The sequence below is a fragment of the Clostridium sp. UMB9555A genome (assembly GCF_030222355.1).
GTDB lineage: Bacteria > Bacillota > Clostridia > Clostridiales > Clostridiaceae > Sarcina > Sarcina perfringens.
This window is the reverse complement of record NZ_JASORQ010000003.1, coordinates 297,489-318,703: the sequence shown is the minus strand read 5'-3', so window position 1 is coordinate 318,703 and position 21,215 is coordinate 297,489. Positions and strand designations below refer to the sequence as shown.

15 protein-coding genes are annotated in these 21,215 nt (G+C 30.5%); all 15 read left to right on the top strand.

Going from position 1 to position 21,215, the window contains the following annotated elements:
* Positions 1-44 precede the first annotated feature (44 nt).
* The 15 genes from QP548_RS11445 (at position 45) to xdh (ending at position 21,206) form a co-directional block, all read left to right on the top strand.
* Positions 45-896 carry a 2-oxo acid dehydrogenase subunit E2 gene (locus QP548_RS11445; RefSeq protein WP_061426281.1) on the top strand — a complete coding sequence of 284 codons (852 nt, stop codon included), beginning with the start codon at positions 45-47 and terminating at the stop codon, positions 894-896.
* 477 nt (positions 897-1,373) lie between these two features.
* Positions 1,374-3,944 (top strand): MGH1-like glycoside hydrolase domain-containing protein, encoded by a 2,571-nt coding sequence (locus tag QP548_RS11440; RefSeq protein ID WP_061426282.1) that lies wholly within the window; start codon positions 1,374-1,376, stop codon positions 3,942-3,944.
* 348 nt (positions 3,945-4,292) lie between these two features.
* Complete coding sequence (gene yqeC / locus QP548_RS11435) at positions 4,293-5,012, top strand: selenium cofactor biosynthesis protein YqeC (protein ID WP_061426283.1); 720 nt, start codon at positions 4,293-4,295, stop codon at positions 5,010-5,012.
* 16 nt (positions 5,013-5,028) lie between these two features.
* Positions 5,029-5,667: a nucleotidyltransferase family protein gene (locus tag QP548_RS11430; protein ID WP_320410260.1), complete on the top strand. Its 639-nt coding sequence runs from the start codon at positions 5,029-5,031 to the stop codon at positions 5,665-5,667.
* The gene (yqeB, locus tag QP548_RS11425) at positions 5,600-6,403 is read left to right on the top strand and encodes a selenium-dependent molybdenum cofactor biosynthesis protein YqeB (RefSeq protein ID WP_061426285.1); all 804 of its coding nucleotides are present in this window, start codon (positions 5,600-5,602) and stop codon (positions 6,401-6,403) included. The genes QP548_RS11430 and yqeB overlap by 68 nt, the downstream gene beginning before the upstream one ends.
* Positions 6,403-7,215: an XdhC family protein gene (locus tag QP548_RS11420; RefSeq protein WP_061426286.1), complete on the top strand. Its 813-nt coding sequence runs from the start codon at positions 6,403-6,405 to the stop codon at positions 7,213-7,215. The genes yqeB and QP548_RS11420 overlap by 1 nt, the downstream gene beginning before the upstream one ends.
* Before the next feature lie 17 nt (positions 7,216-7,232).
* Positions 7,233-8,999: a sigma-54 interaction domain-containing protein gene (locus QP548_RS11415; RefSeq protein ID WP_075808038.1), complete on the top strand. Its 1,767-nt coding sequence runs from the start codon at positions 7,233-7,235 to the stop codon at positions 8,997-8,999.
* 291 nt (positions 9,000-9,290) lie between these two features.
* Positions 9,291-10,493: a diaminopropionate ammonia-lyase gene (gene dpaL, locus QP548_RS11410; RefSeq protein WP_061426287.1), complete on the top strand. Its 1,203-nt coding sequence runs from the start codon at positions 9,291-9,293 to the stop codon at positions 10,491-10,493.
* Positions 10,494-10,525: 32 nt separating this feature from the next.
* A complete protein-coding gene (locus tag QP548_RS11405) occupies positions 10,526-11,713 on the top strand; it encodes a YgeY family selenium metabolism-linked hydrolase (protein WP_284905384.1) in 1,188 nt (395 codons plus the stop codon).
* Positions 11,714-11,728: 15 nt separating this feature from the next.
* Positions 11,729-13,318, top strand: a complete 1,590-nt coding sequence (locus tag QP548_RS11400) for an N-acyl-D-amino-acid deacylase family protein (protein ID WP_061426289.1) — start codon at positions 11,729-11,731, stop codon at positions 13,316-13,318.
* A 13-nt stretch (positions 13,319-13,331) separates the two neighbouring features.
* Entirely contained in the window at positions 13,332-14,660 is a 1,329-nt protein-coding gene (gene ssnA, locus QP548_RS11395; protein WP_061426290.1) for a putative aminohydrolase SsnA, read from the top strand.
* 20 nt (positions 14,661-14,680) lie between these two features.
* Positions 14,681-16,093 carry a nucleobase:cation symporter-2 family protein gene (locus tag QP548_RS11390; protein ID WP_075808040.1) on the top strand — a complete coding sequence of 471 codons (1,413 nt, stop codon included), beginning with the start codon at positions 14,681-14,683 and terminating at the stop codon, positions 16,091-16,093.
* A gap of 43 nt (positions 16,094-16,136) precedes the next feature.
* Positions 16,137-17,225, top strand: coding sequence for a 4Fe-4S binding protein (locus tag QP548_RS11385; RefSeq protein WP_061426291.1), 1,089 nt, complete (start codon positions 16,137-16,139; stop codon positions 17,223-17,225).
* A gap of 18 nt (positions 17,226-17,243) precedes the next feature.
* Entirely contained in the window at positions 17,244-18,641 is a 1,398-nt protein-coding gene (gene hydA / locus QP548_RS11380) for a dihydropyrimidinase (RefSeq protein WP_061426292.1), read from the top strand.
* A 3-nt stretch (positions 18,642-18,644) separates the two neighbouring features.
* On the top strand, positions 18,645-21,206 hold the full coding sequence (xdh, locus tag QP548_RS11375) for a selenium-dependent xanthine dehydrogenase (RefSeq protein WP_061426293.1): 2,562 nt from the start codon (positions 18,645-18,647) through the stop codon (positions 21,204-21,206).
* Positions 21,207-21,215: the final 9 nt, after the last annotated feature.

Genomic DNA, 21,215 nt, shown 5'->3' with positions numbered 1-21,215 from the left:
ATATAGTGAGAATAACATGTATTTTAAAATATAGGAGGCTTATTATGAGTAAATTAACAACTATTAATATAGAAAAGTTCTCAACTGAAAGAAAAATTATATCTTATATGACAACAAAATCTTGGCAGACAATACCACACGTATCTTATATGTATGAACCTGATATTACAAATTTTATTGATGAATTTAAAAAATTAAAAGAAGAAGATAAGTCATTAAAAAATGTTTCAATTAATTCATTAATGTTAAAAGTATTTTCTGAAGGATTGAAATTTGCACCAAAGCTAAATGCTCATATATCTTATGATCAAAATACTGGTGAAGGAGAAATTCATACAATTAAAGATATCAATGTAAATATGCCTTGGATTTTACCAAGTGGAAAAATGATGACAATAAGTATAAATAATATTGAAGAAATGTCTTTATATGAAATTAATAAATATATTAAAGATTTAAATAAGAAAATTTCAAGTATAGATTCAGAGTCTTTATCTAAGTCATTTTCAGATAAAATAAACTATAATATTATAAACAGTATAATAAGTGGAAAACATGAAATATCTGGGGATAAAAATGAAGATAAATCAAAAGTACCTTTAGAAATTGGAACTATAACTATATCAAATATTGGTTCTACATATAGAGAACAAAGAGGGGCAATTGCTTTGTTAGATATCATACCTCCGCAAGTTTGTGTAATAGGTTTTGGTGCAATCTTAGAAAAACCTGGTGTATATATTGACGAAAATGGAGAAAAGGCTATTGGTATTCGTAAGGTATTACCAATATGTTTAGCTTTTGACCATCGTGCATTAGATTTTGGAGAAATTATACCTTTTATAAAAAAATTAGATAGTATATTTGAAAATCCAAATATACTAAAAAGTTTTTAATTATACTATAATGATATTTTCATAGTTAAAAGGTATTAAGAAAAATAAAATTAAATTTTTAAAGGTTTAGTCTAATAAAATTTCTAAATATTTGAAAGAATATAATTTATGGGGTTAATAATCTATCCTTAAAAATAGTAGCTAAATTTAAAAATTTAGCTACTATTTTTTATATAAGATACTAACTAGTCTATACTCTCACAATACATTTTGTAGATATTTTACCACAGCCAATTAATATAACTTTTCATTAATACTTAACTTATATTAATACATTTAAATAGAAAGTATTTTTCATAAATAAAGTATATTTAATATTTTGTAAAATATTAATGCATTAATTGAAAATGTTATCATAAGATGTTACTATTTTATTGAATTTAACAACCATATTGTTACTTTTTAGGAAATATGTTAACGAAGTAGCATGAATTTGTGATGTTTTGTTTGATATTACTTTATAGGGGGAATTTTAAAATGCAATTTAATTTAAAAAGAAAGGTTTTAATTACAACGGCATTAACGACAACTTTATTAACTGGATTCTGTAATTTAAATGCATATGGAAGTATCAAAAATACTTCTATAAATGATTTCAGAAATGTTTTAAACGTTCAAGGAAATCCGCAGGTAAATTTAAATGATTCCTATTCAACTAATGTCTCTAATCCATTTTCGGATATGGGAGCATGGCATGCATATTATTTACCTGAAAAAGGAGCTACAAATTTATACGGTGGATTTGCAGGACCATTAATTGTTGGAGAAGAGTATCCAATTAACTTATCAGATACTATAAGCAAAATAACTTTAACTAATAGTGATACTGGAGAAGTATATGATTTGTCAAAGGCCCAAAATATAATGTTTGATTTTTATCCAGGTAAACTAGTTCAAACATATGAGTTAAATGATTTTAATTTAAAATTAGAACTTATTTTTGCAACTAATAGAAGTGCATTAATTAAAACAGAAATTGAAAATAAAAAGAATACTGATTTAAATTTAAATCTAGAGTGGTCAGGAAATATATTTAATAAATCACCATATACTATAAGTGTTAATGATAATGGAGAAAAAAATTACGATTTAGGTCAGACATTAGAAGCAACAAAAAATGGTGTACAAGTTAATTTTTCTAACATAAGATCTACATGGTCATTTTTTTCTACAGATCAAACAAAGTTTAATGTTGAGTATGATGGAAATACTAGTACATCTATAAATGGAAATTCATATGTAACTAAACTTGATAATATCGTAAATATTAAACCTCAAAATACATTTAAAACTTTTTCTACTCAAAGTTATACATTTACAACTGAAGAGTTTAATAATGAACAAGTTAAAATAAATGATTTAATTGAAAATGGTGATACATATTTTAATGATAATACTAATCGTTGGCAAAATTATTTAAATAAAGCTTTTTCAAATACAGAAAAAGATAGTGATCCTCATTATAAAGATGCTGCTGTAAAATCAATAATTACTCTAACTACTAACTGGAGAAGCGCAGCAGGAGCTATTAAACATGATGGAATAGTACCATCTTTATCATATAAATGGTTTGTAGGAATGTGGGCTTGGGATTCATGGAAACAAGCTGTTGCAACTGCAAACTTTGATGGAGAACTAGCTAAAAATAACATTAGAGCTTTATTTGACTATCAGATAAAAGGTGATGATTCAGTTAGACCATATGATAAAGGTACAATAATAGATGCAATATTTTATAATAAGGATGAGCAAAGAGGAGGAGAAGGTGGAAACTGGAATGAAAGAAATTCTAAACCACCACTAGCAGCTTGGGCAGTATGGAATGTTTATAAAGAAACTAATGATATAGAATTTTTAAAAGAAATGTATCCTAAGTTAGTTGATTACCATAATTGGTGGTATACAAATAGGGATCATGATAAAAATGGAATAGCTGAGTATGGTGGCATGGTACATCCAGCTAATAATAGTGAAGATGAAATAATATTAGCAGCAGCATGGGAAAGTGGTATGGACAATGCTACTAGATTTGATAAAGAAGGATTTGGTTCAGATGATGCTGGAGTTCATGTTTTTGAAAACAAAGATAATAATGGAAATACAGTAGGATACTCAATAAACCAAGAATCAGTTGATTTAAACTCTTATTTATATGCTGAAAAGGGATTCTTAAAATCAATAGCTGATATTTTAGGAAAAACAGAAGACTCTCAAAAATATGAAGTAGAAGCTAAAAATGTAGGAGAATATATTAGAAATAATATGTTTGATAAAGAAACTGGTTTTTTCTATGATTTACAAATAAATGAGGATGGAAGTGAAAAAAAATTATTAGTTAATAGAGGAAAAGGAACAGAAGGTTGGATGCCACTTTGGGCTAAAGTTGCAACTCAAGATGAAGCTGAATTAGTTAAAGAAAATATGATGGATTCTAATAAATTCAATACTTATATGCCTTTACCTACAGCGTCAAAAGATAATCCTAAATTTAATCCAAATAAATATTGGCGTGGACCAGTTTGGATGGATCAAGCATTATATGGAATAGAATCACTTCAAAATTATGGTTTTAAGGATGAAGCTGAAACTTTAACTAAAAAACTATTTGATAATGCAGAAGGGTTAATAGGAGATGGGCCTATTAGGGAAAATTATAATCCTGAAACAGGACAAGGCCTACATACTAAAAACTTTAGTTGGTCAGCTTCAGCATATTATTTATTATATAAAAATGTATTAACTTCTAATAATACAACTTGTCAAGAAAGTTTACCAATTTTAGAAAGTGATAATATAACTCAGCCAGAAGATGATTCTCAAAATTCAGCACCACCAGTAATTGAGGAGGAAAAACCAGAAACAGATAATACAATACCTCCTGTGAATGATTCTCCAGAACAAGAAAAGCCTGTTGTAAAGCCAGAAGAAAATAATGATAATATAAGTTCGTTACCTAACACAGGAAATATGTTTGGCAATAATTCTTTACTAATGGGAGCTTTTAGTATGCTCGGAGCGGGAATATATTTCCTAAAAAAAAGAAACTAATATGTTAATATGAATAAATCATATTATTGATTGATAAAAAAATAGTAGTCAATATATAAAATCAACAAAAGATTTTAAAATATTAAGTATGTTAAAAGTTAAGCTTTTCTATTTATAAATTTAAAATGCCTATAAAAACTTATAGTTTTTATAGGCATTTTTATAATTATAATAAACCTAAGTGCTAAAATTGGGGTTATATAATAATTTAGTGAAATAATACAATATATTAACTATAAGATTAGAAAACACCAATTTAGTTTATGGTTTTCTTTTTTAAATTGAAAAATATTCATTATATTTATAAAATAAGGTTATATTTGTAAATTAAATGAAAGAAGGGGTATTTTGAAAAATAGTTTGAGTTATTTAATAGATATTAAAATAGGAGATATTATATCTGTTGTTGGTTCAGGTGGAAAAACTACTTTTATATATAATTTAGCTAAAGAGATTAAAAATGAAAAGATTCTTATATCTACAACAACAAAGATGTTATATCCAGAAGAAAATCAAGTTGATTATTTTTTCTGCTTGGCTGAAGATAATGAAATTAGCATAAAAGAAGGAAGAACATTTATTGCAGGAGAAAAAGTAAGTAAGAATAAGATTTCAGGAGATATATCGCTAATAAAAAAATATATTAGTAGATTTGATTATATATTACTTGAATGCGATGGATCAAAGACAAAACCTCTTAAGGGATGGAATAGTACTGAACCAGTAATATTAAATGAAACTACGAAAACAATAGGGATAATTCCTTTGCATATTGTTGGAGAAAAGATCACAGAAAAAAACATACATAGAATTGAAATTTTTAATAATGTATTTAAAACAAAAATTGGAGATGAAATAACATTAAATGTAATCGCGGAGATAATAACAAATCCTAAAGGACTATTTAAGGATGCAGTAGGAGAAAAAATATTATTTTTAAATAGAATTAATAATAAGAAAAGTAAAGAATTGGTATGGAAATTGCTTGAAATATTAAGTAGAAAAAATAAAAATTCCTTAAAAATTATTGGTGGAGATTTAAAGAAAAATAAATATTATGAATTTTAGTTGGAGGTGACCTAAAATATTAGCTATAATTTTAGCTTCTGGAAATGGTAAAAGAATGGGAGGAAATAAGCTTTTACTAGATTTTTGTGGTAAACCTTTAGTGGAATGGGTAATAAAAAATGTTAGTTCTATAGGATTTAATGAAGTTGTTTTAGTTTATAGAGACAATAAAGTAAAGGAAATTGCTCAAAAGTATGGAATATCTACTATATATAATAAAAGAGCTAACTATGGACAAAGTGAAAGTATAAAAATTGCTTTAAAAAAATCATCAGATTTAAGCCATGGATATATGTTTTTTACTGGAGATCAACCATTATTAAAAAGGGAAATTATAAGAAAAATGATACAAACGTTTAATGAAAATGGCGGTATAGTTATTCCAAGAGTTAATGGTCAAAATAAGAGCCCTACAATATTTTCTAGTTATTTTAAGGATGAATTAATGGATTTGAAGGGAGATATTGGGGGGAGACCTATCATAAAAAATAATTTGGACAAAGTATCATTTGTGAATTTTCATTCAGATATTGAATTCTTTGATATTGACACCAAGGAGGAATTAGAATATTTAAGGAGAAAGTATAATGAGCGAAATAGTAGTTGTAAGAGGTGCAGGAGATATTGCTACTGGAGCAATTCAAAAATTAAATAGATCTGGATTTAAAGTAGTGGCTTTAGAAATAGAGAAGCCAACTTCAATAAGGAGAAGAGTTTGTCTAAGTGAAGCTATGTATGAAAGTGAATTTAAAGTTGAGGATGTAGTTGCTAAAAGGGCAGATTCTTATAATGAAATATTTAGTATATTAAATGAAAATAAGGTTTGTATTGTAAATGATATTTCAGGTGAAATAATAAAAAAGATTAAACCTATGGCTGTTGTTGATGCTACTCTTTGTAAGAAAAATATTGGGACTAATAGGAGTATGGCTGATATAACTGTGGCTTTAGGACCAGGTTATATAGCTGGTAAGGATGTTGATATAGTAGTTGAAACCAATAGAGGACATAACTTAGGGAGATTGATTTTTAATGGATCAGCTGCTAAAAATACAGGGGTTCCAGGAATAATAGAAGGCTTTGGTATTGAGAGAGTAATTTATTCTCCTTGTGAAGGGAATATTGAAATAATTAAGGATATTGGAAGTATAGTAGAAGAAGGAGAGACAATATGCATAGTTGGAGATAAATATGTTAGGGCTTCATTAACTGGGGTAATAAGAGGAATGATAAGAAATGGCTTTTATGTAAATAAAGGACTAAAAATAGCAGATATAGATCCAAGGATTAATCAAAAGAAAAATTGTGATTTAATTTCAGATAAAGCTAGATGTATTGGTGGAGCAGTTTTAGAGAGTATAATGATGTTAAGACAATGGAGGAATAGATAATGGATGAAAAGGTATTAAAGAGTATTATTTATGGGTTAGAAAATGGGAAAAGAATGGGATTAGTTACTTTAACATCTTCTAATGGATCCACACCAAGAAAAAATGGATCTTTAATGAGTGTAGATGAAAATGGAAATATTGTTGGTTCTATAGGTGGTGGTAAAATAGAATGTGTAGTTATAGAAAGTGCAGTTAAGTGTATAAAATGTGGACAAGGGAAAAAGTTTGCCTATAACTTAAGTGAAAATGGAGTTAAGATGGCATGTGGTGGAGCTGTGGAAGGATACATAAAGATATTTGAACCAAAACCTAATTTAATTATTTTGGGGGGAGGGCATATATCTCAGAGTATATGTAAAATAACTGATAATATGAATTTTAGAAGAACAGTAATTGAAGATAGAGAAGAGTTTAAAGAGTATGATGCTTTTAAGAATGTAGAAGACTTTAGAATAGCTGAAAGTATAGAAGAATTAGGAGATATAAACTTTAATAATAGCTATATAGTAATTGTAACTAGAGGGCATAAAAGGGATACATATTGGGCTAAAGAGTTAATAAATAAAAATCATAATTATATAGGTGTAGTTGGAAGTACGAAAAAAATTATTGAATTAAAACAAGCGGTATCAGAAATTGGAGTTTCAGAAGAATTACTTGAAAGTATGCATGCCCCAATTGGACTTGATATATCAGATGGAACTCCTGAAGAAATAGCATTTAGTATTTTATCAGAAATATTATTAGTGAAAAACAATGGTAGATTGGCTCACTTACAAGATGTAAAAATGAAAAAATTACAAAATCAATAAAAAGGAGAATCACCATAATGATGCAGATAAATTTAATAGATATCTCAAATGTAGTAAATAAATATGCAAATTTATTATCAAACATATTGAAATTGGACGTAGAAATTGTTGATTACAATATGCAAAGAATAGCTGGTACAGGAATATATAAAGATGGAGTAGGAGAAAATATTGAGTCTGCAGGTTATGTATATAAGGAGGCTTTATATACAGGGGAATCAAAAATAATAGAGGATCCAGGTGAAAATTTTCTCTGTAGAGATTGCTTAAATAAGGGCAAATGCAAAGAATGTATGGAAATATGTGTTCCTATAAAATATGAAAACTCTATATTTGGAATAATTGGGCTTATATGTTCAACAGAAAAACAAAAAAAGCATTTACTTTTAAATCTTGATACAATTATGAGCTTTTTAGAAGAAATATCTGAATTTATAGCAATAAAATTAATAGAACAAAATGAAATACTAGCAAATAAAAATAATTTAGAGTTTTTTAAAGAAATTATAAACTCTGTAGATGATGGGATTATCACAATAGATAGTTTAAATAATATAAAAGTAATAAATAATAAGGCTCTTAAAATGTTAAATTTAAAGCCTAATATAGTTGGAGAATATATACAGATTAAAGAAACAGATGATTATTTTCCAGGAGGAGATATATTTGAATTATATATAAGGGGAATTCCATATAAGGTAATAGGAAAGATAATATATAATTATATAAATAAAAGCAATTGTGAAAAGATAGTAATATTTAATGAACTTAAACAGTTAAAAAATGAAGTTGTAAACTTAACTCATGGAAATAATAAAATAAACTGTGATGAAATAGTTGGGGAATCTGCGGCTATGAAGCAACTTAAAAATAAAATAAAGAGAATATCATATTCAAAATCTACTGTTTTAATAACAGGTGAAAGTGGAACTGGGAAGGAACTAGTAGCAAGAGCAATACACGCAGAAGGTAGCAGAAAAAATAAGCCTTTTATAGCTATAAACTGTGGGGCTATACCTGAAAGCTTACTTGAGAGTGAGTTATTTGGTTATGTTAAAGGTGCTTTCTCTGGTGCTAGTTCAAGTGGCCGTGTAGGAAAATTTGAGCTTGCAAATAAAGGTGTTATATTTTTAGATGAAATTGGTGATATGCCTCTTTATCTTCAGGTAAAATTACTTAGAGTTTTGCAAGAAAGAACAATAGTTAAAATAGGGTCTAATCAATTAATAGAGCTTGATATAAGGGTTGTAGCAGCAACTAACAAAGATTTAAGAAAGCTCGTAGAAGAAGGAAAATTTAGAGAAGATTTATATTATAGATTAAACGTTATACCAATAGAAGTTCCTCCTCTTAGAAAAAGAGATGGTGACATTGAGCTTATTATGAATGAACTTATAAAGAAATATAATAAAATATTTAATAAATATGTTCATACAGTAAATGAAGATGTAATTAAAAAGTTAAAAAATTACAAGTGGAAAGGTAATGTTAGAGAGTTAGAAAATGTTGTTGAGTTTATGGTAAATTTAAGCGGAGAAGATGGAATAGTTACATTAGATATGTTACCTCAAACTGTATTAGAGTATGAAAACAAGGAAAAGGAATATTCTAACAGTAAGTCTTCTGGTGATTTTGAAGAAATAAGAGAACTTAAGGAGATAGAAAGCGAATATATAAATAAGGCATTAGATTTATATGGGAGAGATACAGCAGGAAAGAAAAAAGCTGCAAAAAAATTAGGTATAGGTATTGCCACATTATACAGAAAAATTGGAGAACAATAATATATAAGCAAGAGAATTTATCAAAATGATAAATTCTCTTGCTTTTTTGTTAATAAAATAACTAAGATATATTGAATTAAAAGGATTATCAAAATGATAAAAGAATTATCATTTTGATAATAATTAAGAAATTTTTATATAACAGCTTATAAAAATATACAGAAAGGTTTCTTAAATAAGAAAAATTATAAAGATATAATATGAAATCAATATAAAATATAGAAAAACTTGGCATGAATGTTGCTTTAAATAATAGTATGAAATAAAAAGAAGAGCTTGGGAGGAACTAGTATGGAAAAAATACTATGGAAATTAAACACATTACCAAAAACAGATAAAGAAGATTGCATAAAATTTTTAAGTAAAGAAGAAGTATCAAAAGCAAAAAACTTTCATGAAAGTTTTTCAGAATATGATAAGACTCCATTAGTTGAGTTAGATAATTTAGCTAAAAGAATAGGAGTTAAAGGGATATATTTAAAAGATGAGTCTTATAGATTTGGATTAAATGCTTTTAAAGTGCTTGGTGGATCATTTGCTATGGGGAGATACCTAGCAGATAGATTAGGAGAAGATATAAAAGATTTACCTTATGAAAGATTAACATCAGATGAAGTTAGAGAAAAACTTGGAGATATTACATTTGTTACAGCGACAGATGGTAATCATGGAAGAGGAGTAGCATGGACAGCTAACAAATTAAAACAGAAATCAGTGGTTTATATGCCAAAGGGATCATCACTTCAAAGATTAAACAATATTAAAGCCGAAGGTGCAGATGCTAGTATAACTGATTTAAATTATGACGATGCAGTTAGATTAGCCGCTAAATATGCCGATGAGCATAATGGATTAATGGTACAAGATACTGCTTGGGAAGGGTATGAAAAGATTCCAGCATGGATAATGCAAGGGTATGGAACTATGGCATTAGAAGCCTTAGAACAATTAAATTCTATTAAAGTTATTAAGCCAACACATATATTTGTACAAGCTGGCGTTGGTTCACTTGCAGGAGCAGTTCAAGGATTTTTTGCATCTGAGTTTGGAGAAGAGTGCCCAAAAACAGTTATTGTTGAATCAAACTTAGCGGATTGTTTCTATAAATCAGCAATAGCAGATGATGGAGAGGCAAGATTCGTTGGAGGAGATATGCAAACAATAATGGCAGGACTTGCTTGTGGTGAACCAAATACTATTGGATGGGAAGTGTTAAAAAATCATTCAACAGCATTTGTATCATGCCCAGATTGGGTATCAGCTAAGGGTATGAGAATACTTGGAAATCCATTAAAGGGAGATGAAAAAGTAACATCAGGAGAATCAGGAGCAGTTACAACAGGGCTTTTATATGAAATCATGACAAATGAAGATTATAAGGATTTAAAAGAAGCTTTAGAACTAGATGAAAACTCAAGAGTTCTTTTATTTAGTACTGAAGGTGATACAGATCCAGAAAAGTATAGAGAAATAGTTTGGAACAGTGAATGTTAATAGATTAAATAATTTATTGGAGGAATATAGAAATGCTTAATAATCAAAGAAAAGAAATCCTAACTAAATTATGTCAAGACTTAATAAGAAATCAATCAGTTTCAGGAGAAGAAGGAAACGTATTAGAAGCTATCAAGAAGGGATTTAAAGAATTAGGATATGATGAATGCTTTGTAGATAGCTATGGAAATGTAATAGGACATATAAAAGGTAATAAGCCAGGAAAAACAATACTTTTTGATGGTCATATTGATACTGTTCCAGTACCAGATGATTCAAAATGGACTTATGCACCATTTGGTGGTGAAATAGTTGATGGAAAAATATATGGTAGAGGGGCTTCAGATATGAAAGGCCAAACTTCAGCAATGATTGCAGCAGCAGCTTATTTTGCAGAAGATTTCAAAAAGGATTTTGCTGGAGATATATTTGTAGCAGGTGTAGTTCATGAAGAAATATTTGAAGGAGTATCAGCTAGAAAGATAAGTGAAGCTGTTAAACCAGACTACGTAGTTATTGGTGAATCTTCAGAATTAAATTTAAAAATTGGACAAAGAGGAAGAGCTGAAATAGTTATTGAAACTTTCGGAAAACCAGCTCACTCAGCTAACCCAGAAAAAGGAGTAAATGCAGTATATAAAATGTCAAAAATAATTGAAAGAATTCAAGATATAGAAACTCCTGTGCATGACGTACTTGGAAAAGGAATTCTTGTATTAACTGATATTAAATCATCACCATATCCAGGAGCTTCAGTAGTTCCAGATTATTGTAAGGCTACATTTGATAGAAGACTTTTAGTTGGAGAAACTAAAGAGGAAGTTTTAGCTCCAATTAAAAAGATTATAGATGAGCTTAAGAAAGAAGATAAAGAATTAGATGCTAAGGTTTCATATGCAATTGGTAGAGAAACTTGCTATACAGGAGAAGTAATAGAGGGAGAAAGATTCTTTCCTGCTTGGTTATATAGTGAAGATGATGAGTTCGTACAAGCTGCTTATAATGGATTAAAACGTGCAGGTATAAGTCCAGAAATAACTCAATATTCATTCTGCACAAATGGTTCACACTATGCTGGAGAAGCAGGAATAAAAACAATTGGGTTTGGACCATCAAAAGAAAATTTAGCTCATACAATTGATGAATATATTGAATTAGAACAATTATTTACTGGTGCTGAAGGATATTATGGAATATTAGAATCTGTTTATAACAAATAAAAGGTGGTTTTGAGGATGAGGATATTAATAAAAGATGGCTTTATAGCTGATGGAAGTGGCAATAAAGGATACATCGGAGATATCTTAATCTGTGATGAGAGAATTGAAAAAATAGGACATGGACTTTGCGAAAATGATGTAGATAGAAAAATAGATGCTAGGGGCTTAGTAATAGCCCCAGGATTTATTGATACCCACTCACACAGTGATCTTAAGATATTAGAAAATCCATTTAATGAAATAAAAATTAGACAAGGAATTACTACAGAAGTATTAGGACAAGATGGTATATCAATGGCTCCATTACCAAAAAAATATATTTCTTCTTGGAGAAAGAATATAGCTGGTTTAGATGGAGAATCAGATGAGATTGATTGGAAATATGAAATAACTGATAATTACTTAAAAATGATGGAGAATAATGGAGTAGGCTTAAATGAGGCATATTTAGTACCACATGGCAATGTAAGAATGGAAGTTGTTGGTCTTGGAAATGTACTAGCAACTAAGGATGACATAAAGAAAATGTGTGAAATAACAAGAAGGGAAATGGAAGCAGGAGCATATGGATTATCAACTGGTTTAATATATATGCCGTGTGCTTATTCTCATACTGAAGAGCTTATAGAAATGTGTAAGGTTGTAGCTGAATTTGATGGAGTATTTGTAGTACATCAAAGAAGTGAAGCTGATACAATTATAAACTCAATGAAAGAGATAATTGAGATTGGTGAGAAATCAGGGGTAAGAGTTCATTTTTCACACTTTAAAGTATGTGGTAAGAAAAACTGGAAGTATATTGACAAAGTAATTGAATTATTTAACGAAGCTAAGAAAAAGGGAATAAGAGTTACTTTCGACCAGTATCCATATGCAGCAGGAAGTACAATGTTAGGGGTTATCTTACCTCCATGGGCTCATGATGGTGGAACAGATAAGCTAATGGAAAGGCTTGCTTCAAAGGAAATGAGAGAAAAGATGATATATGACATGGAGCATGGAATAGAAGGTTGGGATAACTTTGTTGATTTTGCTGGTCTTGATGCTATATATGTAACTTCAGTTAGAAATAAAAAAAATGAAGATGCAATAGGAAAGAATTTAATAGAGCTTGGAGAGTTAAGAGGAAAAGATCCATATAATGCAACTTTTGATCTTTTACTTGAAGAAGAGAATGCTGTAGGTATGGTTGATTATTATGGTTTAGAAGAACACATAATTAAATTTATGAAGCTTGCTGAACAAAATGTATGTACAGATGGATTATTAGCTGGAAGACCTCATCCTAGAGCTTATGGTTCATTTCCAAGAATACTTGGAAGATTTGTAAGAGAGCTTGGAGTATTAACCCTTGAAGAAGGGGTTATGAAAATGACAAGTAAAGCAGCTACGGCTTTTAGCATAAAGGATAGAGGGATTCTTAAAGAAGGATACTTTGCTGATATAGTTTTATTTAATAAAGATGATGTTAAGGATACTGGAACTTTTGAAGATCCAATTAAATTCCCAGAGGGAATAAATTATGTAATTATAAATGGTCAAGTTGTAATAGATAATGGAGAGTATAAAAAGTTAAAAGCAGGTAAAGTATTGAGAAAAAAATAGGGAGAGGATTCGTGTGTTAGTAGTAGGTAATGGAAGGTTAATAACTCAAAATAAAGAGAATCCATTTATAGAAGATGGAGCTGTAGTTATAGAAGAAGGAAAGATATTAAGCTATGGAAACACTGAAGAAATATTAAAAAAGTATAAAGATATTAAATATATGGATGTAAATGGCAAAGTTATAATGCCTGGCCTTATAAATACTCATGGTCATATTTATAGTGCTTTTGCAAGAGGAATGAACTTAGACGGACCTACATCAAAGGATTTCTTAGATATATTAAATAATTTGTGGTGGAGATTAGATAAAAGCTTAACTCTTGAAGATATGAAGTATAGTGCATATAGTACTTTAATGGATAGTTTAAAATATGGAGTTACAACTTTTTTTGATCATCATGCAAGTCCTAATGCAATTAAAGGAAGTCTTTTTACTATAGGTGAGGTTGCTGAAGAGCTTGGCATAAGAACTTCTCTTTGTTATGAAGTATCTGATAGAGATGGAGAAAAGGCTTTAATTGAAGGGATAAAAGAGAATGTAGATTACATAAAGCATTGCAAGGAAAGCAATAGCAATATGAAATCAGGTATGTTTGGAATGCATGCAAGTTTTACACTTTCAGATAGATCATTAGAAAAGTGTATGAATGCTTCAAAAGAATTAGATTGTGGATATCATATTCATGTTGCAGAAGGTTTAGCTGATGAAGAAAAGTGTATAGAAGAGTATCATATTAGGGTAGTAGAGAGATTAAAAAAATTCAATATACTAGGAGAAAAAACAATAGCTGTTCATTGTATTCATGCAGATGATAATGAACAAGATATAATTCTGGAAACTGGAACCACAGTTGTTCATAATCCGGAGTCTAATATGGGGAATGCAGTAGGAGTATCACCTGCAATTAATTTAATAGCAAAGGGAATAACTGTTGGACTTGGAACAGATGGCTATACTTCAGATATATTTGAATCAATGAAAGTTGCAAATATAATTCATAAGCACCACTTAAAAGATCCATCAGTAGCATGGGGAGAAGCTCCTATGATGTTATTTGAAAATAATAGAAAGATTGCAGAGAAACACTTTAATGGAACATTTGGAATCATTGAAGAAGGTGCAGTTGGAGATGTTATAGTAGTAGATTATAATCCATTAACACCAATGAATGGAAGTAATTATAATTCTCATATTCTATTTGGAATGATGGGGAAATCCGTTGATACTACCATAGTGAATGGTAAGGTTTTAGTTAAAGATGGAAAGCTTTTAAATATTAATGAAGATGAAATCTTAGCTAAATCAAGAGAGGTTTGTAGTAAGTTATGGAATAGAATCTAGTGAAAGGGTTTGGGTTTGTTATGAGAGAGGAGAATGGAAAAGAAAATATAGCACCAGTTGATGAAAAAATACCTTTTTCAAAGGCATGGATATTTTCACTTCAACATGTTATGGCAATGTGTGCAGGGGCTGTAGCTGTACCACTTATGGTAGGAGAAGCAGCTGGGCTTAATCACACAGAGATAGTATTTCTTATAAGTGCAGGACTTTTTATGGCTGGAATAGGTACTTTAGTTCAGACTGTAGGAATTAAAAAATTTGCTGGAGCTAAAATACCAATAATAGAAGGGACAAGCTTTGCGGCAGTTTCAGGAATTCTAGCAATAATAGCAGCTACATCAGGTGGTAAAGAGTTAGCAATGACCAATGTCTTTGGAGCTGTAATCTCAGCAGGGTTATTTTGTTTAATAATTGCTCCTATTTTTGGTAAGCTAATAAAATTCTTTCCAAAAGTTGTTACAGGTACTGTTGTTTTAGTAATTGGTATATCCATAATGCCAGTAGGTATAAAGTGGATTACAAATAGTAAGGTTCAAGCAGTAGAGCCAAAAGATTTAGCACTTTCAATGACTGTTTTAGTAATTACATTATTACTATTTAAGTATTTAAAGGGTATATGGAATAGCGCAGCTATTTTATTTGCGATAGTCATTGGAACTATACTTGCAATGTTCTTTGGAATGGCAGATTTTAGTGCTGTAAGCAGTGCAGATTGGTTTAGTATAAATTTACCATTAAAATTTGGTGTGCCGACTTTTGAGCCATCAGCAGTGCTTTCAATGATATTAATAATGTTAGTTTTAATGACTGAATCAGTTGGAAATATGATTGCTATTCATGAGATGACTGATAAGGAAGTTACTGAGGAAAACATAAAAAAAGGATTGAAAGCAGATGGTATATCAACATTGTTTGCAGGATTTTTTAATACATTTCCAATTACTCCATTTGCTCAAAATACAGGGCTTGTAGGATTAACAGGTATTAAGTCAAGATTTGTTGCTGTGTATGCAGGGATAATACTTCTAGCATTAAGTTTTGTACCTAAATTTGCAGCAATCATAGGAGCTATACCAAAGCAAGTGCTTGGGGGAGTCGGCTTTGCTATGTTTGGAATGGTTTTAGTTGGTGGAATAAGAACTTTAGGAAAGGTTCAATTTGATGGCAATAAGAACTGTGTAATAGTAGCTGTTAGTGTTGGGCTTGCAATGATTCCACTTGCAAATCCAGGATTTTATCATAACTTCCCATCATTGGTAGAAACAATATTCGATAGTGGAATTACAACAGGAAGTTTATCAGCTGTAATACTAAATATATTCTTTAATGTTTTAGGAAGTAAGGAACCAATGCCTGAAACTTTAGAGGCTGATATAGAAGAAATTGAAGAAGAAGTAGATAAAGAAAAATTAGCTATACAAGGAAATAAATAAAATTTAGATAAATATGATTGAAGTTTAGAGGAGAGTGTTTGTTATGTCAAAATTAAACGTTAACATTTTAGGGATGAAATTTAATAATCCAATATTTACGGCAGCAGGTCCAGGAGCAAAAGATGGAGATCTTTGCATAGAAGCAGTAAAAGGAGGAGCTGGTGGTTTAGTTACAAAAACTATTTCAGTAGATCCAGCTCCAGTACCAAGACCATGCATGGGAAGAACAAATTCAGGATTTTTAAATACAGAACTTTGGTCAGAATTACCAAAGGAACAATGGATAAAAGAAGAATATAAAAAAGCTAAATCAGCTGGAGTACCTATGATAGTAAGTATGGGATACTCAGCAGACCAAATCAGAGAAGTTGCACCACTTGTAAAGCCTTATGCTGATGCAGTTGAATTATCAACTCATTATGTTGGTACTGATGTAACTCCAATAGTAGAAGCTATGAAAGCTGCAAAAGCTGCATTAGATTGTCCTGTATTTATGAAAATGAGTCCACATACAGATATTCAAAAGATAGCAAAGGCTCTAGAAGAAGCTGGAGCAGATGGTCTTGTAATGATTAACTCTTTAGGACCATGTATGGCAATAGATGTTGAATCAGGCTATCCAATAATGGGAAGTAAAACAGGATATGGATGGTTATCAGGAGCTCCAATAAGACCTGTAGCTATAAGAAACATATACGATGCAGCACAAGCTGTTAATATTCCAATAATAGGAGTTGGTGGAGTAACTTGTGGAAGAGATGCAGCTGAAATGTTAATGGCTGGGGCTACAGCAGTTCAAGTATGTACTGAAGCAATTCTAAAGGGACCTGGAATATATGGAAAAATTGCTAAGGAATTAGATGAGTTCTTAGATAGTCACGGATATAAAGATGTTAATGAAATAATAGGTTTAGCTCACAAAAAGATGGAAGATAGAAAATTTAGAACAGAAGCAATAGCACCAATAGTTGATCAAGATACTTGTATAAAATGTGGACAATGTAAAGTAAGTTGTGTTTATGATGCAATTGAAGTTGGAGAAAAACTTGTAATAGATGAAGATAAATGTTTTGGATGCGGATTATGTGTAACAAGATGTCCAAAACACGCATTATCAATTCAATATAAATAGTTAAAGGGAGAATGAGTTATGGGAACAGTGCTAAAGGGAGCTTATATAGTAACAAGTAAAGAAATAATAAGAAATGATTTAAGAATTGATGGAGAAAAAATTGAATCTATAGGATTATCTTTGGAAAAGGATGGAGATGAAATAATAGATTTAAAAGGAAGCTATATACTTCCAGGTGGGATTGATGCCCATACTCATTTTGATTTAGAACTACCTAATATAAAAACATCTGATGATTTTAATAGTGGTACAAAGGCAGCAATAGCTGGAGGAACTACAACTATTATTGATTTTGTAAATTGTCATAGGGGAGAAAAACTAAGTAGTGTCTTAGAGGTTTACAAAGAAAAAACAAAGGATATCTGTTATTCAGATTATGGATTCCATATGACTTTATGTGAATGGAATAAAGATGTTGAATCTGAAATGGAGGATATGGTAAAGCAAGGAATAACTTCTTTTAAAATGTATATGGCATATAAAGATACTCTTCAGGTAAATGAAGAAGAGATAGAACAAGCATTAAGAAAGGCAAAAGAACTTGGAGTTCTTATTTCATTCCATTGTGAAAATGGTGATGAAATTATAAAAAATATAAATGATTTATTAGAAGAAAACAAGTACGATGTGAAGTATCATGAAATCTCAAGATCCTCAGAGGTTGAATATGAAGCAGTAAATACTTTGATAAAAATAGCTACCAAAATTAATTACCCAATATATATAGTACATCTAAGTTCTAAAATGTCACTAGATGCTGTAAGAAAGGCTAGACAAAAAGGGGTTAAGATATTTGTGGAAACATGTCCTCACTATCTTTTGTTAGATAAATCTTATTATGAATTAGAAAAAGATGAGGAGTTAGAAGGAGCTAAATACGTTATGTCTCCACCTCTTAGAAGTAAAGAAGATAATAAGGCATTATGGAGAGGTATAAAACTAGGAGAAATAGATACAATTGCAACAGATCATTGTTCATTTAATTATGAAGATAAAAGAAAAAATGCAAGGGTTGATTTTTCTAAAATACCTAATGGGATACCTAGTGTTGAACATAGAATGGAATTGATTTTTAGTTATGGAGTAGAAGATAAGAAAATATCTTTAAATGAAATGGTTCAATTAACATCAACTAATCCAGCTAAAATATTTGGATTATATCCTAAAAAAGGTGAAATTAAAGAAGGCAGTGATGCTGATTTATTAATAATAGAAGCTGATTATGATGGAGTTATAAGCCATAAGGATAGCATACAAGAAGTTGATTACACTCCTTATGAAGGATTTAAAAGTAATGGAAAAATAAAAAGGGTGTTTTTAAGAGGTAAGGAATTGGTTAAGGATGGAAAATTCATAGGAAAAGAGCCAACTGGCCAATATATCTCAAGAAAGAAATGGAGTTATGAGGGGAGATAATATATGTTTGAATTTATTCTTAACGGTGAAAAAAGATTAGTAGAAGAAAATAAAAAACTTCTTAAATATTTAAGAGAAGATTGTAATATAACATCAGTTAAAAATGGTTGCTCAGAGGGAGCGTGTGGAACATGTATGGTTATTGTTGATGGTAGAGCAGTAAAAGCATGCATATTAACAACTGAAAAGGTTAATGGAAAAGAAATATTAACTATAGAAGGTTTCACAGAAAGAGAAAGAGATGTCTTTGCATATGCATTTACTGAAGCAGGAGCAGTTCAGTGTGGATTTTGCATACCTGGTATGGTAATTAGTGCAAAAGCACTTTTTAATAGAACCCTTAATCCTACAGGAGAAGAAGTTAAAAAAGCCTTAATCGGAAATATATGTAGATGTACAGGCTACGTAAAAATAGAGAAAGCTATTATGCTGGCAGCTGAAATTTTTAGAGAAAATAAGGAAGTTCCAAAAGTTGTTTGTAAAGGGCTTGTTGGAGAAAGAATGGGGAGAGTTGATGCTAGGGATAAGACATTAGGAATAGCTGAATATACTGATGATATAAGAATAAATGGAATGTTACATGGAGTTGCACTTAGAAGTAAATATCCTAGGGCATTAGTAAAAAGTATAGATTTTAGTGAAGCAGAAAAATTAGAAGGTGTAGTTAAAATAGTTACTGCTGAAGATATTCCAGGAGAAAGATATTTAGGTCATATTCGAAAAGATACTCCTGCTTTAATAAAAATTGGTGAGGAAACAAGATATCTTGGAGATGCATTAGTTTTAGTTGGAGCAGAAACTGAAGAAATTGCAAGGGAAGCTTTAAAACATATAAAAATTGAGTATGAAGAATTGAAGCCAGTAACTTCTCCACAGGAAGCTCTAGCAGAAGATGCTCCTAAAATACATGAGAAGGGAAATATATTAACTCATGAACACTTAGTTAGAGGTAATGCTGATGAAGCAATAAAAAATTCTAAATATGTTGTTACATACAATTACAAGGTTCCTTTTACAGAACATGCATTTTTAGAGCCAGAGTGTGCTGTTGCTGTTCCAGATGGTGATGGAATAATAGTTTATACAGGAACACAAAGTGTATATGATGACCTTCGTGAGATAGAATCACTTTTAGGACTTGATGATAGCAAAGTTAGAATAATTTCTAAGTATGTTGGTGGAGGCTTTGGAGGAAAAGAAGATATGAGTTGTCAACACCATGCAGCATTACTTGCTTATCTTATTAAAAGACCTGTTAAGATGGTTCTTCCAAGACAAGAAAGTATTATAGTTGATACTAAAAGGCATGCAATGGATATGGAATTTACAACAGCTTGTGACGAAAATGGAAAATTAACTGCTATGAAAGCAGTAATACTTGCAGATACAGGTGCCTATGCATCTCTTGGTGGGCCAGTTCTTCAAAGAGCTTGTACACATGCTGCCGGCCCATATAATTATCAAAATATGGACATTGATGGTAAAGCACTTTATACGAATAATACACCTGGGGGAGCTTTTAGGGGCTTTGGTGTTACTCAATCAGCCTTTGCCACAGAATGTAATTTAAATAAGCTTGCTGAGATGGTAGGAATAGATCCTTTTGAAATAAGAAGAATAAATGCAATAAAACCAGGAGAAGTACTTCCAAATGGTCAAATAGCAGATGAAGGAACTGCTTTAATTGAAACTTTAGAGGCAGTAAGAGATGTTTATTATGCTAATAAAGATAGAGCCGGAATAGCTTGTGCCTTTAAAAATGCTGGTGTTGGAGTTGGGTTACCAGACACAGGCAGATGTAAAGTTAAGGTTATTAATGGCAAAGTTCATATAAGAACATCAGCAGCATGTATAGGTCAAGGACTTGGAACAATAGTGGTTCAAATTGTTGGACAAGTTTTAGGAATACCAGCTTCAGAAATTGTATATGAATCACCTGACACAAGAATTACCCCAAATTCAGGAACCACAACAGCTTCAAGACAAACCGTATTTACAGGGGAAGCTACAAAAATTGCGGCTATGAAACTTAAAGAGGCTTTAAAAGAAAAGTCACTTGAAGAATTAGAAGGGGAAGAATTCTATGGTGAATATTTAGGAGTTACTGATAAAATGGGTAGTCCAAAGAAGAACCCAGTAAGTCATGTTGCTTATGGATTTGCAACACAAGTAGTTATTTTAGATGATCAAGGAAAAGTTACCAAGGTGGTTGCAGCCCATGATGTTGGAAAAGCAATAAATCCTAAAAATGTAGAAGGACAAATTGAAGGTGGAGTAGTTATGGGGCTTGGATATGGTCTAACAGAAGATTATCCTATAGAGAATTCAATACCAAAGGTTAAGTTTGGTACACTTGGACTTCTAAGAGCAACTCAAGTTCCAGAAATACAGCCTATAATAATAGAAAAAAACACTCAAGAATTATCTTTTGGGGCAAAGGGTGTTGGGGAAATAACTTGTATTCCAACAGCTCCAGCCGCACAAGGAGCATATTACAAATTGGATGGTGAGTTCAGAACTGAACTTCCACTTAAAAATACATTTTATAAAAAATCAAAAAAATAGAAAGAAGGA